The organism is Niveispirillum sp. GW835-FHT14G11, assembly GCF_058793615.1.
In genome coordinates, this window is record NZ_JBXAFZ010000002.1 from 67,524 (window position 1) to 83,921 (window position 16,398).

11 protein-coding genes and 1 tRNA gene are annotated in these 16,398 nt (G+C 65.3%); 6 read left to right on the top strand and 6 right to left on the bottom strand.

Annotated features, from left to right (window positions below; all coding sequences use genetic code 11):
- The first annotated feature begins 63 nt into the window (after nt 1-63).
- Nucleotides 64-2,424 (top strand): hypothetical protein, encoded by a 2,361-nt coding sequence (locus AC1Q7F_RS03915; protein ID WP_492504007.1) that lies wholly within the window; start codon nt 64-66, stop codon nt 2,422-2,424.
- Between the two features lie 339 nt (nt 2,425-2,763).
- Here the strand turns inward: AC1Q7F_RS03915 and AC1Q7F_RS03920 are convergent.
- Nucleotides 2,764-2,849, bottom strand: a tRNA-Leu gene (locus AC1Q7F_RS03920).
- A 131-nt stretch (nt 2,850-2,980) separates the two neighbouring features.
- Here AC1Q7F_RS03920 and AC1Q7F_RS03925 point away from each other — a divergent pair.
- Nucleotides 2,981-3,493 carry a GNAT family N-acetyltransferase gene (locus AC1Q7F_RS03925; protein ID WP_492504009.1) on the top strand — a complete coding sequence of 171 codons (513 nt, stop codon included), beginning with the start codon at nt 2,981-2,983 and terminating at the stop codon, nt 3,491-3,493.
- 53 nt (nt 3,494-3,546) lie between these two features.
- Here the strand turns inward: AC1Q7F_RS03925 and AC1Q7F_RS03930 are convergent, their stop codons facing one another.
- The 5 genes from AC1Q7F_RS03930 to AC1Q7F_RS03950 form a co-directional block, all read right to left on the bottom strand.
- Nucleotides 3,547-4,800, bottom strand: a complete 1,254-nt coding sequence (locus AC1Q7F_RS03930) for a polyhydroxyalkanoate depolymerase (RefSeq protein ID WP_492504011.1) — start codon at nt 4,798-4,800, stop codon at nt 3,547-3,549.
- Nucleotides 4,801-5,060: 260 nt separating this feature from the next.
- The gene (recR, locus tag AC1Q7F_RS03935) at nt 5,061-5,654 is read right to left on the bottom strand and encodes a recombination mediator RecR (RefSeq protein ID WP_492504013.1); all 594 of its coding nucleotides are present in this window, start codon (nt 5,652-5,654) and stop codon (nt 5,061-5,063) included.
- 103 nt (nt 5,655-5,757) lie between these two features.
- Complete coding sequence (locus AC1Q7F_RS03940; protein WP_492504015.1) at nt 5,758-6,510, bottom strand: FadR/GntR family transcriptional regulator; 753 nt, start codon at nt 6,508-6,510, stop codon at nt 5,758-5,760.
- 139 nt (nt 6,511-6,649) lie between these two features.
- Nucleotides 6,650-8,287 carry a tetratricopeptide repeat protein gene (locus AC1Q7F_RS03945; protein ID WP_492504017.1) on the bottom strand — a complete coding sequence of 546 codons (1,638 nt, stop codon included), beginning with the start codon at nt 8,285-8,287 and terminating at the stop codon, nt 6,650-6,652.
- 129 nt (nt 8,288-8,416) lie between these two features.
- Entirely contained in the window at nt 8,417-9,712 is a 1,296-nt protein-coding gene (locus tag AC1Q7F_RS03950) for a glycosyltransferase (protein WP_492504019.1), read from the bottom strand.
- Between the two features lie 171 nt (nt 9,713-9,883).
- Here AC1Q7F_RS03950 and AC1Q7F_RS03955 point away from each other — a divergent pair, with 171 nt between their 5' ends.
- The 4 genes from AC1Q7F_RS03955 (at nt 9,884) to AC1Q7F_RS03970 (ending at nt 16,378) form a co-directional block, all read left to right on the top strand.
- Entirely contained in the window at nt 9,884-11,545 is a 1,662-nt protein-coding gene (locus AC1Q7F_RS03955) for a methyltransferase domain-containing protein (protein ID WP_492504021.1), read from the top strand.
- 255 nt (nt 11,546-11,800) lie between these two features.
- The gene (locus tag AC1Q7F_RS03960; protein WP_492504023.1) at nt 11,801-12,706 is read left to right on the top strand and encodes a calcium-binding protein; all 906 of its coding nucleotides are present in this window, start codon (nt 11,801-11,803) and stop codon (nt 12,704-12,706) included.
- Between the two features lie 92 nt (nt 12,707-12,798).
- Entirely contained in the window at nt 12,799-13,590 is a 792-nt protein-coding gene (locus AC1Q7F_RS03965; protein ID WP_492504025.1) for a hypothetical protein, read from the top strand.
- A 106-nt stretch (nt 13,591-13,696) separates the two neighbouring features.
- Nucleotides 13,697-16,378, top strand: coding sequence for a glycosyltransferase (locus tag AC1Q7F_RS03970; protein WP_492504027.1), 2,682 nt, complete (start codon nt 13,697-13,699; stop codon nt 16,376-16,378).
- Nucleotides 16,379-16,398 lie beyond the last annotated feature (20 nt).

Below are 16,398 nucleotides of genomic sequence, written 5' to 3' on the forward strand. Positions count from 1 at the left end.
GTTACAGACTTCTCCGCGATCCAGGGAGCAGGGAAGCGCCCCATTTCCAACCAGGCAACCCATATGTCCCTGCGCCTCCACCGAATCATTGCCGACTACGTCCGCCTTCGGCTCGAACCCCTCATGCCACCGCGCGAGGTCATGGCCCTGCGCGACCACCTGCTGGGGCTGGCGCGGGAAAGGCGCTGGCCAGCTAGGTCGGGTGGCGGCTTCGACTACCAAGCCATCGCCGCGGCGGCCGGTATCCCACCGTCCACGCTGCTCGACACCAGGGTGCAGTTGAAGCCCCTTCTAGACGCCATCGTGCGGGAACTCCCCAGCCCTGCCGTCTCGGAGCCGAAGCGGGCCGTTCGGAAGGTGGCGCGCAAGCTGGCTCTGCCTATTCCGAAGCCGAAGCCCTTGGCCGACCCAACTAAAGAGCCGCCGAGGGCCAAGATGCAATCCGTGCCACCGGCCCCGGCCAGGAAGCGGGGGCGGCCGAGAAAGGATGCCCCTGCTATCGCGCCCGTGGCCAAGGCCCCTCGCCGGAAGCGCCAACCGGCCCCGATTATCCAGTTCCCATCCGCACTGTGGCCCGAGGCGCGCGCCTTCACCGACTTCCACCGGGAACTGGACCAGCAGGCGCGGCGGCACGGCGACAACAACCACGTGCTCCAACGGGCCCTCGCCGCCGCCGGCATCGCGGTCAACGTCTCCACGATCCGCAACTGGCGGAGCGGGGTCCGCCATCCCAGGACCGTCCGGAGCATGCAGGCCATCGCGATCCTTGAGCAGCGGTATCGGCTACCTGACGGGCACCTGTCGGGCCGCCTGCCCCACCCTTCCCGCGCCATTTCCGGCAACAATGTCCACGGGATCACCAACGCCGAGCACCGGCGGCTGGCCTGGCACCTGCCAGACGACTTCACCACCCGACCGCCGAGGGAACGGGAAGAGATCCTGCGATGGGTGCGGGAGGTAATCGTGCGCGGCTCCACCGCCTACAGGGCGTACCAGGCGGCCGCCATGAAGACGCCCTTCGCCCTCCGGCTGCCCCATGCCGGCGCCGTGGTGGATGCGCGCTGGAAAGACCAGGGAGGCCGGCGTTCGGAAGGTGCGAGGTTCGACGTCGCCACGATGGCCGACGAAGAGCTGGACCGCGAGATCGCCGGCCTGGTCGGATTCAAGAGCGCCACCCTGACGCCCGTCGGGTACCAGCGGTCCGGGGGCTGGGGCCGGGAAATGGCCCTGCAGCAGATCGAGCACCTGGGCCTGATGTTCGGGGCGCTGGCCGCTCCCGCAGCCGGGCCGATCCGCGGCCTCGGTGCCGACAAGGGCAGCCTGTGCCTGGCGCTGCTCGCCTTCCCCCAGACCTGGGGGTGGTACGTGGACTGGCGGGAGCGCCGGCGCGGCTTCTACACCAGTTGGGAGAGCGGCGCGCTGTCGGTGGCGGCCGCATTGACCCGCCCCGAGACGGGCTGGCTGTGGCAGAACCCCGGACTGGCCCAGCGCCTTCAGCCCGTGCCGGGCCTGCTGGCCCAGGGCGACATCGACCGGGCCCTGGCCGACTGGCGGGCCGCGTGCCAGGCCGCGCACCGGTACGCCGTCAGCCGGGGCAAGGAGGTGAAGCGGGTGGCCAAGGTCCACCGCGACCCGTTCGAGCCGATCCTGCCGGTCCTGGAGGCGGACAGCCCGTTGACCGAATACAAGAAGATCGCCGACGAGATCGTCCGGCTCATGCCGAGGGCCGACCGCTATCCCATCGCGGCGGCAGAGGCGACGCGGGCGCTGCTGATGATCCGCCTGGGCCTGCACCTGGGCGTGAGGCAGAAGAACCTTCGCCAGCTGCTTTGGAAGCCCAGGGGCGCCATGCCATCCACGGCGCGGCACCTGAGCGACCTCCGCCGCGGCGAGCTGCGCTGGAACAGCCGCGAGGGCGGCTGGGAGGTCTACATCCCAGTGGAAGCCTTTAAGAACGCCGGATCGTCCTACTTCCGCGGCCAGGCCTTCCATCTGCGGCTGCCCGACCTGCACGGGCTGTACGACCTGATCTCCGGCTACCTGGACCGCCACCGCCTTCTGCTGCTGGGCGCCGCGGCTGATCCGGGAACGTTCTTCGTGAAGACGGCGAAGCGGACCTCGACCGACGCTGAATACGGCCAGACGACCTTCTACGAAGCCTGGCGCCTGATCATCCAGCGCTACGGGATCTACAATCCCTTCACCAAGCGCGGCGCCATCCCGGGCCTGCTGCCCCACGGTCCTCACAACGTCCGCGACGTGCTGGCGACGCATATCCTGAAGAAGACGGGCTCGTACGAGCAGGCCAGCTACGCCATCCAGGATTCGCCAGAGACGGTCCAGGAGCATTACGGGCGCTTCCTGCCGGGTGACAAGGCAGCGCTGGCGGCCAAGGTGCTGAACGAGGTCTGGGAGGCGGCGTAGGGGGTGTCGACGTCAGCGCTTGCGGCGAATAGGGCGATATTCGCCGCAAACGATGCGACGAATGAGAGGCCCTATCCAAAGGATAGCCGACACGTCAGAGAGCGGCGACGATGTTGCTGACAAACACCTGTGGGACGGCCGCGTAGCACATATTCCGGTCAAGAAGTGCGCTTTTCCCAAGGTAATTGTCGAACATCGAGCGGAATGGCGATGGGTTTCCAGCCAGGCCCAGGCGCTGGAAAAGTTATACAGATTCGTTTTATGGTTTGCAGCCGGCTACCATATGATTCACTGAGTGCGCTAATTGGTTGCCGTCACAAAAACCCTTGAAAATCAAATTGGTGCCCGCCGCCGGACTCGAACCGGCACGCCCCGGAGGACAACAGATTTTAAGTCTGTGGCGTCTACCATTCCGCCAGGCGGGCCCTTATAGGGTAGGGGAACCTAGCCGATGGTGGCCCTGGATGGCAAGCCCCTGGTTGTCCGTCGGCAGACAGATACACGTAGTTCAAGTGGCAGCCGGCGACAGGTGCGCGCGGACGAAAGGGAACCGAACATGCTGATCCGTGACGCCACCGACGCCGATGCCGACGCTATTGCCGCCATTTATAATGACGCCGTGGTCAACACCACCGCCATCTGGAACGAGGTCACCGTGGATGGGGCCAACCGTGTCGCCTGGATGGGCGACCGGCGTCGGCTGGGCTATCCGGTGCTGGTGGCGGTGGATGGGAACGATGGCGCCGTGATCGGATATGCGTCTTTCGGCGACTGGCGGGCCTTTGACGGGTACCGGCACACGGTGGAACATTCCGTTTATGTGCGCGGCGACCGGCGGGGCGGCGGCATTGGCCGGGTCCTGCTGCTGGCCTTGGCCGACCGGGCCCGCGCGCTGGGCAAACATGTGATGGTGGGCGCGATCGAGGCTGGCAATGCCGCCTCCATCCGCCTGCATGAAAATGTGGGTTTTCAGCGCACGGGCCTGATGCCGCAGGTGGGGATGAAGTTCGGCCGCTGGCTGGACCTGGCCCTCCTGCAGCTGATCCTGGATGAACGGCCCAATCCCTGACCTTATACGAACCCGCCTTGATCGTGACCGATCAAGGCGGGTTCGACATTCTGTCAGGCAGCGGCGGTCGATTTCCGCCCGGCGCGCACCGTGTCATTCTCCAGGATGAAGCGACGCACGCGCGGCTCGATGTCCTCGCGCCATTTGCGGCCGTTGAAAATGCCGTAATGGCCCACACCCTTCTGAAGATGGGCATGCTTCTTGGCCGCGGGCAGGCCGCTGCACAGGTCGTGGGCCGCCACCGTCTGGCCCGGGGCGGAGATGTCGTCCAACTCCCCTTCCACGGTCAGCAGTGCCGTCTTGCCGATGGCCGAGGGGTCGACCGTCAGACCACGCCACTTCATGCGGCCATTGGGCAACGCCCGTTCCTGGAATACCTGATTTACGGTCTGCAGATAGAATTCCGCCGTCAGATCCATGACCGACAGATACTCGTCATAGAATTTGCGATGGCTTTCGGCGCTGTCACCGTCGCCACGCACCAGATGCTTGAACAGCTTCAGATGTTCGCCCACATGCCGGTCCAGGTTCATGGACATGAAGCCCGTCAGCTGCACGAAGCCCGGATAGACCGGACGCATCGCGCCCGGATAATAGAAGGGCACCGAGGAGATGACGTTGCGTTCGAACCAGCCGATATCCTTGTCTTCGGCCAATTGGGTGACCACCGTGGGGGCGGCGGCGGTGTTGATCGGCCCCCCCATCAGGGTCATCGAGGAGGGTTGGCACGGATCGTCCAGCTGCGCCATCAATGCCACAGCGGCCAGGGTCGGCACTGCCGGCTGGCACACGGCCATGACATGGGTGTTGGGACCCAGGTGACGGATGAAATCCATCACGTAATCGATATAGTCCTCCAGGTCGAAGCGTCCACGCGCCAGGGGGATCAGCTTCGCATCATGCCAGTCGGTGATATAGACATCATGGTTCTGCATCAGCGCCTGGACCGTGCCACGCAGCAGCGTGGCATAATGGCCCGACATCGGCGCCACCAGCAGCACCTTGGGATCGTCGCGCGGGATGGCGCGTTCGAAATTCACCAGATTGCCGAAGGGCTTCTCCAGCACCACACGCTCCGTCACAGCCACGTCGCGGCCATTGATGCGGGTGGTGGGCAGGCCGAATTCCGGCTTGCCCCAGCGGCGCGTCGTCCGCTCGATCAGTTCGGCCCCCGCAGCCACGGCGCGGCCGACCTTGGTATAGGAAGCGGGAAGGAACGGGTTCTGGAAGGTCTGCTGTGTCGCTTCCGCCATCAGGCGCAGGGGCGTCAATGCGGCATGCTGAAGATCATACAGATGATAGAGCACTTCAAACGCCCCCTTTCAACCAACCGGACACGTCCGAACGGACGAGCCCATACGCGACCAGAGCGGTACCCCTGCGGCACCCTGTCTCAGGCGTAACGTAACCACGCTTGATCAGCTTGCAACAGATAAATCTCGAAACAGTTAAGAACACGCCCCTGAGACCAAAGTCGGGGGCGGACAGGGACGGTACCCTGACACCGGTCTCACCTGCCTGAATTTCGGGCAGTTCAATATGACCACGCGTGTATGGACTGTATTCGTTACAGGTTTCGACGTGACCGGAGTGCTGCGGTCAACGTTCCGTCGTCCAGATAGTCCAGCTCGCCGCCCACAGGCACGCCATGTGCCAGCCGTGACATCTTCACGCCGCACGGTGCCAGGCGATCCGACAGATAGTGCGCCGTGGTCTGACCGCCTACCGTGGCGTTCAGCGCCAGGATCACCTCCCCCACTTCCGGCCGGCCGGCGCGTTCCAGCAGAGCCGGAATGGACAGATCGTCGGGGCCGACTCCGTCCAGGGCGGACAGCGTGCCGCCCAGCACATGATAGCGCCCCCGGAAGGCGCCGGTGCGTTCCAGCGCCCAGAGGTCACCCACATCCTCCACCACGCACAGTATCGTGGCGTCGCGGCCGCCATCGGTGCAGATGTGGCAGGGGTCCTGACTGTCCAGGTTTCCACAGACAGAGCAGGTGCGGATGGAGGATGCGGCGGCGGCCAGCGCGTCGCCCAAGGGCGCCATCAGGCTGTCCCGCCGCTTGATCAGGTGCAGCGCCACACGTCGCGCCGACCGGGGTCCGAGACCCGGCAGCTTGGCCAGCAACTGGATCAGGCGGTCGATTTCGGGTCCAATCATGGCCGTGACGCTACAGGATGTTCGCCGAATGTTCCATAAAAACCGATAGGGTGCTTGAGGTTTACCAGACGCGCGCCACCCGTAGATCCCATCAACCACTTTCCTAAAGCGCCGTGCGCCGCGCCAGCTCGCTGCGCCGGGCCGCCACTTCCGACTGGGCGCGCTGCACCGCCTCCAGCTCCGTGGCGATCAGCAGATTTTCAATCACGGTGCCCAGATGGTGGTGCATGGCGGCGCGTGCCTTGCGCGGGTCGCGGGTCTTCAGCGCTTCCAGGATATCGACATGGTCATCAACCAGGGGACGTACGCCCACGGCGCGGCCGCGGGCCAGCATGTTGCGGCAAAGGGGCGATTTGTAGCGCAGGTCCCACAGCGTCTCCACCACCAGCACGATGGCGCTGTTGCGTGTGGCCCGGGCGATGGCGACATGGAAGCGGCGGTCGGCCTGGTCGCCGGCGATATCGCGCTCGTTCTCGTCCACCATGTCCTTGAGGATGCCGGCCAGCTCGATCAGTTCCGGTTCCGTGATGGTGGTGGCGGCCAGGGCCACCGCCTCGCCCTCGAACATGCGCCTGGCCTCGGTCAGCTCGAACGCACCGATATCCAGGTCGTCGGGCTGTTCGGAGGGTTTGGAATGGGTGACATAGATGCCCGATCCCTGCTTTGCCTCCACCAGCCCCTGGATGTCCAATGCGATCATCGCCTCACGGATGGTGGGGCGGCTGACATTGAACTCCTCCGCCAGTTCCCGCTCCGGCGGCAGCCGCTGGCCGGGCTGATAGGTTCCGGCCCGGATGGCCTTGGAGATGGCGTTGGCGATCTGCTGATAGAGCTTGCGGCCTTCAGGGGCGGTCATCATGTCTGCTGGCAAGGGGGAAGGCGGTTGGACCGGGGCCGGGCTGCCCCTTGGATCTGGTCCATGACAGATCCGCCGGGTTACCTGACCAGGATGGCCAGTCTAACATCAGCTGGCCCCGTCGCCATATGGGAATTGGTCAAGCCTTTGCGTCGGCCGGTGCCGGCAGCGCCGGCTTGGTCGCAAATGTGGAGTCGCCGATCATACCCCGCACATAATCCGCCATCGGGTCACCCTTGGCCATGGCCTGACGGACCAGGGTCATGGCCCCTTCCGCATCGCGGTCCAACCGCCATTGCAGCTCGGCCAGGATGGTGACGGCCTCCACCACCCCCGCCATGGCGTGCACCCGCAGCCGTTCACGCCATTTCTCCAGCGCGGCACGGTCATCGGGTCGGTATTTCAGCAGCATTCGCGCTAGATTGATCTGGGCGGCCACATGGTCCTGTTCGGCGGCGGCCGTGAACAGGTCGATGGCGCGCACCGGGTCTTCGGGCACTTCCCGCCCCAACGTATGGGCATGGGCCATGCGGAACTGGCCCGAGGCACTGCCCAGCTCCGCCGCGGAACTGTAGAAGCACAGGGCAGCGTGCCGGTCCTGTGGCACGCCGGTGCCGTGATAGAGCAGGGCGCCGTAATTATAGGTGGCATCGGCATGTTTCTGGGCCGCCGCTTTCAACATATGCTGCGCCGCCAGTTCGTTATTCACAGGCACGCCCTTGCCGTGCAGATAACATAGTGCCAGTTGGAACCGGGCCTCTGGATGCTCGTCCGCGGCCCGTTCGAAGAAACTGACCGCGCGTACCGGGTCCATCGGCACGCCATTGCCGGCCAGATGCGCCAGGCCCAGGGCCGTATTGGCCCGCGAATGCCCCTTCTCCGATGCTGCCACGTACCAGACGATGGCTTCCGCCTGATTGGGCACGCCAGCCGTGCCGTTGGAATGCAGGTCGGCCAGCAACACCATGCTTTCCGGATCGCCCTTGATCGCTCCACGCCGGAGCCAGGTTTCCGCCTGCCCGATATCCACCGGCTCGCCGCCCATTCCGCGCAGATGGATCAGTCCCAGGACGCGCATGGCGCCGGGCACCCCCTCATCCGCCGCGCGCAACAGCCATTTTCGGGCCTCGACCGGGTCGGCCTCGACCCCGACGCCCTGCAGCAGATTCATGCCCAGATAAAAGAAGGCGGTTTTATTGTTCAGCTTCGCCGCCCGCCGGTACAGTTCATAGGCATCCTCCGGCCCCTGGCCCGGTACCTCCCCCGCACTGATCAGGCCGGCCAGACCGACCATGGCGGGGCCGCTGCCTGCCTCGGCGGCGCGGCTGTACCAATCGATGGCCAGGCCAATATCCCGCCCCTCCTCCTCCTCCTCCAGACTGAGCAGCCAGCCCAGCAGAACCTGGGCTTCCATATGCCCCTGCTCGGCCGCCCGCGTTGCCCAGAGGCGCGCCTTTGTCCGGTCGCGCGGCACCACCAGTTGGCCTTCTGCCTGCTTTCCGAGCTTTTGTTGTTCGATCAGGTCACCGACACCCAGGGCATGAAGGCCGGCCAGTCGCGCCTGTGCGGGCGCCAGGCCGGCATCGGCCGCCTGCTCGTACCAGCGCATGGCCCCTCGTGGATCGCGCAGGACGCCCGCGCCGTGCCATAACGCCTCCGCCAGGTGCAACTGGCAATCGGCGTCGCCGGCGCGAGCCCCCTGAAGCCAGTAGGCGGCGGCACGGGTCTGGCGCCCCCGTCTCGCGGCGCGGCGGCCCCAGGTCAGCGGCGTTCCCACAAGGCCGGTGACGAGCCGGCGCCAAAATGATCTTGAGAAAAAGGATTGCACTGTCCACGCCTTTGCCGGCCACGCCCGACCCTTGGTCTATCCTACCGGCGGCGGCGGGAAAAGCCTGAACCGCTGGCGTCATGCCGGGGGCAGCGGCAGGCCGAAGGCCCGATGCAGCATGTCCATCCAGGCCGGTATCGCCACCCGCGTCAGATCATAGCGGTCGATGATGGTCTGCCGGGCGGCCGCCCGCATCGACATCCGCTGATCCGCCGGCATGTCGAGCGCGGCCGCCAGCCCGCTGGCCACCGCAGCCGGGTCATGGAAAGGTACCAGCACACCATTGATCCCGTGCTCCACCACCTCCGTCACCGGTGCGGTATCGGAAGCGACCAGGGTGACGCCACAGGCCATGGCCTCCAGCATCGACCAACTCAGCACGAACGGGTAGGTCAGGTACAGATGGGCAGCGGACAGGCGCATCAGGTTGATGAAATCCGCGTGATCGATCCTACCCAGAAAATGAACCCGGTTGAGCGGCAGTGTATGTTTCAGTTCCGCCAGCAGCCGTTCACGCCACGAGCCGCCGCCATCGGGCGGTGGCCCGTAGGAGGTTCCGTCCGCGCCCACGATCACCAGTTGTGCGTCGGGCCGGCCGCGCAGCAGATCGCCCGCCGCCCGCATCAGGATATGGAAACCGCGATAGGGTTCCAGGTGGCGGGCGACATAGGTGATGACCGGCTGTCCCCCTTCCAGCCTGACCCCGCCGGGCAGGACCAGCGGCCGGGCGGGACCGGGGCTGGCGATGTCCGTATCGATACCTTCGTGGATCAAGGAGAGCTTGGCCCGGAATTCCGGTGGATGCAGGTCGCGTTGCCAGCGGGTGGGGCTGACGCCCCGGTCCACGGCCGCCAAGCCCAGCAGGCCGGTGGCATTCAGGCTGCGCACGCGTGCCATGTCGTTCAGGCTGACGCCGCCGGGCGGGTCGAAACCGACATCCGCACCCGTGCCGTGATAGTAGAACTCGAAATAGCCGATCAGCGGCACGTCGGGCCATAGATCCTTCAGATAAAGGATCTCTCCCCAGCCATTATGGCCGATTATCAGGTCTGGCCGGTAGCCGCCGCGCGCCAGGGTGGCGCAGAAGGCCAGCACGGCCTGACCCCGCCAAGCGGCACGGTCGGCCATATACATATATTGATGTGGTCGGCTGTCGCTGGCGATGTCCACCTCATAACGGTGGAGCGTGACGCCCGCCAGTTGCCGTTCCGGGGTGCTGGCCAGGGCATCCACCTGCACGCCCGGGATCGTGGCCAGGGACCGGGCCAGATGCAGGAACTGGCCAGGGAAATCCTTGTGCAGAAACAAAACCTTGAACATGGTCGCCCCGTCCGGGCCCGGCACGCGCGGGTATTGCCCGGCAAGGTGGCGCACTTGTTCTCCACCCGCAAGACAATTGGGTTGCGCCCGGCCGCGTGGCGCCTATGGTGGGGCGCGCACGCCCAAGACGATCGGAGCACTTCCTTGCAGTTCATATGGCCGGACGAAGCCACCGAACCTGTCGCCTGTCTCTGTCCGGTCTGCTCCCATCCGGGGCCGCACAGGATGGTACTGATTCTGCCGGGGAGCGGGCCCAAGGGTGCGGACTGGCATATCGTGGAGTGCCCGGACTGCCTGAGCCGCTTCTCCACCGACCGCGCCGGCGCCGATTACCGCGGGGATGAGGTGCCGGACGCCCCCTTCGTGCATTACTATCTGGAACAGGGGGCCGGCCTGCGCTCCATGCTGGAGCCGTTGGGTTTCGCGCAGCCGGGCGCGCGGCGGATGCTGGAGATCGGCGGCGGGTTCGGCTTTCCCAGCGATTATGTGCAGACCGTCCTGGGCTGGACGGCCAAATGCTATGATCCGTCCGGACTGGCCGTGCTGGGTCGGCAATATCTGGGCCTGGACATCACCCGCGACTATTGGACCAGCGATACGCCGCTGTCCGAGCCCTTCGACGTTGCCTACGCATCCGAGGTCATCGAGCATATTCCCGAACCGGCACCCTTTCTGGCCGCCATGCGGCATGCCGTTGGGGGTACCGGCATCGTGGTGCTGACCACGCCCGATGGCGCTGCCCTGAACCCCGGCACGACGCCCGGCATGTTGATCCCCATCGCCAGCCCCGGCCTGCATTTGACACTGTTCAGCGCCAAGGGGCTGGAAATGGCGCTGCGCGCTGCGGGGTTCCCACAGGTCCGCGTCGAAACACACGGCACGGCTCTGCGGGCATTCGCTGCCGACCAGCCGCTGCCGGAGCCGCGTGCACTGGATGACGGGCATTACCGCGCCTATCTGCAGCGCCGGATCGAAACACCGGATCTGGTGCCGGCCTTCCTGTCGGGTTTGCGCTACCGATTGTTGAAGGAACTGGTCAATGGCGGGCAACTGACCGCTGCGTTGGCGCTGTATGGCGAGATTGCCGATTCCATGCGGCATCGGTTCGGCATCGACATTGAACAGCCCGAAAGCCTGAGATTCCCCGATGCCGGTGCCGACGGCCGGGAATGGTTGTCAGTTCTGCCTGGCAACATCACGGGCCTGCTCTATTTCCGCGCCGTATTGGCCAACAATGTGCAGGCCGACGCGCGCCGCGCCGCGCTTTTCGCAGGGGCGGCGGCTTTCATGGGCGCGTCGCTGCGCCGGGCGATTCGCCCCCTTGGAATTGAAGATGGCGAAACCGAATCGCTTTCCATGGCAGCCATCCATCTGCACCTGACGGCGGCGATCGGCGCAGGCGCCGATTCGGCACGCCTCTTGGCAACGGTCGAGCGGGGCAGTGCGGAGGATGGGTTGCTGCTGCCGGCCGCATTCCGGGCCCGCCTGCGCGCCATGGTGGTGGCCGACCTGCGGGCAATGGGCGATTCGCGCATCCTTTGGCAGGGACTGACCGTCGCCGAACCGTTGGCGGCGGGTGAACTGGCGTCGCTATGCGCCATCGTATCGGCGGGTTTGCCACCGTCTCCGGTCATGGAATTCGAGGCGATCGAGACCGCCCCCGACGCGGACAGTGTGCACGCTGCCTTCTGGGCCGTCTGGACAACGCCGGGCGCGGCGGAGGCTTCGGCCACGATCCGCCATGCCCGCAAGCTGACCCTGATCCGGCTGGTGCTGCTTGGCGCCTTCGCAGATGCGGAAGCGCTGTTCACCGCCTGGGAAAGCCCGGCACTGGCGGAGGATGCATCCGTGGCAACGGCAATGTCGATTGCGGCTTCGGCGCGGTGATGCACGGCGGAGCACACGTTAAGATATCCACCCGATATAGCGATCCCTCAATCACACCAAGGACATGGTCGGAAGGAGGGCCGTTGGACGCGGTGAGATACTACTTTATGGAGAGGTACCCTCTGCGCCAACGGCATTGCAACATGTCGTCAGGGGTGTTAGGGTCAGATCGAATTTGAGGAAATATGGTTAAGCAGTGAGATTGCCCGAAAGGGGTGGTGTTGCGCTGGACCTCAAGGCAGACGGGGGACTTTCATGGCGACGTTAAGTGGTGGCGGCACGATTGCAAGCGTTGGGCTGACCGCCCAGGAGAACCAGCAGATCTCCCAGATTTTGCAGACCAGTTTCACATCGACGACCTCGGCTACCCAGGTAGTCGTGACCGATACCTCGTCGACCCTGACGACGACGCCGAGTGTGGTCACCGTCGGCACTTTCACGACCAACACCGTACTGAATCAGTCGGTTAGTGGTGGCAGCAGTGATCTTTCCCAGGTCAGCATCAGCACTGGCACGCCCGGTTCGGTGACGAACGTCATCGCGGACAGCGGTGTGAAGGGTTTGGTGATTACCGGGACCCAGGCGAATACCGTTGTCGGCGTCTTGGGTGGTGCCAACACTTCCATGATTGTCGGCGATGCCGGTACGCAGTTCATCGACAATTCCCGTTCGACGGTCGGGGCCACGATTGTGTCGGGCGTTGGCAACGACTCGGTCATCGGTGGCTCTGGTAATGATCAGGTTCAGCTGGGCGATTTCGGTGTCGCCAATGGCGGCTCTGGTGCTGATACCCTGATCGGTGGTTTGGGCGCTGCTACGCTGGGTGGCGGTGGTGGTGCCGACAGCATCGTCGCCTCTTCCGGTGGCGGCGTGCTGATCGGTGAAACGGGTAACGATACGATGGTCGCCGGTGCCGGCAAGGATGTGTTCATCTACACCTCCGGTGGCGGCAATGACGTTATCTCGGGCTTTGATCCGACCCAGGATACGCTGGCCTTGGCCAACTTCACCGACATCTCCGCTGCCGGTTTGAGCCTCACGGACATCATTAGCCGTGCGACCGTGGTCGGTGGCAGCACCGTCATCACCATGCCGGATGGTTCCAGCGTCACGGTGTCTGGTGTCACCGGCATCAACGTGAACTGGTTTACGATCAAGTAAGCTGATCGTTGCTGTGACAGTGGAAATGGCGGACTTTTGTCCGCCATTTCTTTTGGTGCTTTTGCCATCCCTATTCTTGCGGGACGAACGTGGTGGATATGTCGATCGCGAATGCAGTGGTTCCGGCCGATGGCCGGGATACCGGGGTTGATCGCTTTCGCTCGTCCGCGCAGGTGCTGCCCCTGCCGGAGGGGCTGTATCTGGCTTCCATAAAGCCATCGGAACAGCCGCCGCGGCAGGTGAACGGCGTCAGTTTCCCCGCAACGCAGATTTCGTCCATTCCCCAGCCTGGGACCATCGCGCCGGCCTTCCTGTACAAGGGGAAATTATCCGACGCCGTCTGGCTGAGCGGGCTGGAAGAAGCCGTGATCACGGTACCAGCGGGATCAGCGCCGCTGCTGATCACCAATTACCTTTATGGTCCGGAATTCCAGAAATGCCTGGATCTGGAGATCAAGCGGCTGAGCCGTGTCGCCTCTGCTTCTACTGTCGGCTTGTCCGTCCATGCCCATATCCAGCAGATCGGTGAGCAGCGATTTGCGGCCGGTGAATGGGCGGCCGCGGATGCGCCGTTCTGGATCGAGGCGTTGCGGCTGGAGGTGACGTCCAGCGTCGGACAGCTGCTGCAATACCGGGTGCCCGGCACCAGCACCAGTGATGGGGCCTGGACCCCGGCGCCCGGCCGCTTGGGCACGCCCGGCGGCGCGCCGCTGCCCGGAATCGCCTTCCGGTTGCTGCCGCCGCTGGCCAACAGCCATCGCGTGGTCTATGCGGCCCGCTTCCTGCGCCATGGAGAGATCACCGGTGCGGATGGCGAACCCTGTCGGTCGCCCCAGGCCCAGGATCCCCTGATCGGCGTCAGGGTGGCCGTTGTCCCGCGTTGATGACCCCCCTTCGTCCGCTCCCGTATCGATTCCTCCCTCCGGACGGGCGGTAATTAGGACACAACTTTTCAAGGCCCTGGCCGACCGTGATTACGATCTGGCCCTATTGACCGGCATCCGCCTGTCGCGGCTGGAGCCACAGCATCCCGATGATCTGGCCGTAGCCGCCATGGCCTGGATCGGCCGGGGTGAATCGGAACAGGCCACCCGCCTGCTGGAGCGGGCCCTGCAGATCGATCCGCTTCACGCCCTCACGGCCAAGGCCATGGCCCGGCTGGGACCCCTGTCCGCACAGGCCGTCGCCGCCCTGCGCTGGCATGCGGAAACCGATCCCGACAGTGTCGCGACCCTGGTCGCTCAGGTGCAGTCCACAGGCCATCCGCAAGCCTATCCCTGCGCGCGCGGCATCCGTTGCATCCTGCCGCCCGGAACATGGCAAGTGGGTCTGCGCTGGCGGCATCTGATGCTGACGCAGGCAAATCTGGAGCCGTCGGAACAGACGCGGATCATTGCGCTGACGTTTCCCGATGCCTTGCGTGGGGCCGTCGATCCGGTCGTGGTGGTGAACGGGGTGGACCTGCCGCAGGGGGCGTTCACGGCAAACCTGCTGGCACCCCCCCGGCTGACGGCCCTGCGGCATGTGGATGGTCCCGATCGATGGGTTGTGCAGGCCATCGACCGGACTTGTCCCATGCGTCCCGTGGCGCTGCTGCTGCGGGACGGGACCAGCGTTCTGTCACGGCATGTCGGTGTTCCGGCTGCGGGCACCGCCCCGGCTGGTCCCGGTGACATGCCGCCCCTGCCCATCGACATTCCCGCCGGAACGGCGCATCCCAATCTGATCTTCGAACTGACCGGCGAACCGGCGACGCCGGCATCCGGTGTGGCGGCGGATGATGGCATCGTCGATGTCGTTCTGCCGGTCCATGGCGATTATGATGCGACACGGGCCTGTCTGGAGGCGCTGCTGGGCAGCGACCCCGGCACCGCCATGCGGGTCCTGGCCATCGATGATGCCAGCCCCGATCCCCGTATCAGCCAGATGCTGGATAGGCTGGCGGCGGATGGCCGTGTCGAACTGGTGCGCAATCCCGGCAATCTGGGCTTCGTGCGCTCCGTCAATGTCGGCATGGCGCGGCATTCGGGCCGGGATGTCGTGCTGCTGAATGCGGATACGGTCGTGGCGCCGGGCTGGCTGTCCCGGCTGCGCGCCGCCGCCCATGCACAGGTCGATACGGGTACCGTCACCCCTTGGTCGAACGACGCCACCATCTGTTCCTACCCCGCGGCCAACAGTGCGACGCCGCTGACGGCAGTGGATGTGGCGGCGCTGGATCGGCTGGCCGCCCGCACCCTGACGGGCCGCACGGCCACCATCCCGACGGCCGTCGGCTTCTGCATGTATATCAGGCGCGACTGCCTGGCGCAGACCGGCTGGTTCGATGCGGATGCGTTCGGCACCGGTTATGGCGAGGAGAATGATTTCTGCCTGCGCGCTACTGCGGCAGGCTGGCGGCACCGGATCGCCCTGGACCTGTATGTGGGACATGTCGGCGGCGGTTCCTTCGGTGCCGCCAAGCAGGCCCGGATCGACAAGGCGCTTGGCGTTCTGGAAAGCCGCTATCCCGGCTATCAGGCTGACATTCATGCCTTCATCGCGGCCGATCCGATGCGCGCGTTTCGCCGGCAGTTGGACCTGGCGCAACTGACCCAAGATGATGCGAAACATTCCCTGCTGATTGTCAGCGCCAAGTTGGGGGGTGGTACGGATCGTTTCATTAACCATCTGATCGTGCAGCATCGGAGCCGGGGCGGTTCGGCGCTGATCCTGCGGCCCGAAAAGCCGGCGGATGCGACGCCGCTTCTGCGTCTGGAACTGCCGGATCGTCCGGACCTTACCAATCTGATCTATGATGGTGTGCAGGATCTGGACAGGCTGCGCGCTGATCTGGCGACGCTTGGCGTCACGGAGATGGAGTTGCATCACCCGTTCGGCCTGTCGGGTGATCTGCTGCCGGCATTGGCGGGCTGGTTCCCCTTGCGGGCGCATATTCATGATTACAGCTGGATTTGTCCGCGCATCACGCTGACCGACGGGACCGACCGCTATTGCGGCGAACCGGATGCGGCCGTGTGCGACGCCTGCGTGATTACCCATGGCGATCTGCTGGGCCTGGACCGGCCGGTGGCGCAATGGCGTTCCCTGACCCGGCGCGTTCTGGAACAGGCCAGCATCGTCGGCTGTTCCAGCCAGGACAGCGCCGACCGCATGCGCCGATACATGCCGGCTGCGACATTCCAGGTCCGCCCGGCGGAACCTCCCTCCCCTTCCCCGAGCAGCCGCTTTCCGGCACCGCGCAATGGTGAGGCTCTTCGGGTCGTCGTGCCGGGTGCCATCGGGCCGCCCAAGGGCTTCGGCATCCTGTTGGCCTGCGCCCAGGACGCCGAAGCCCGGAACCTGCCGCTGCAATTCCAGGTGCTGGGCTACAGCATGGATGACGCGGCGCTGGCGGCCACGGGCCATGTCCAGGTGACGGGCCGGTATGAGGAGGGGGAAGTGCCGGAATTGCTGGATATCCTGCGCCCGCATGCCGCCTTTCTGCCTTCCGTCTGGCCGGAAACCTGGTGCTATGCGCTCAGCCATGTGATGGCGGCGGGGTTGCCGGTGGCATCCTTCGATCTTGGGGCCCAGGCGGAGCGGTTGCGGGCCGCGGACGGATCCCTGCTGTTGCCGGCGACAATGACGCCAAGCGATATCAATGATGCACTGTTGGCGCACTTCGCCTGAGGCATCCGGAGCCGGGGATC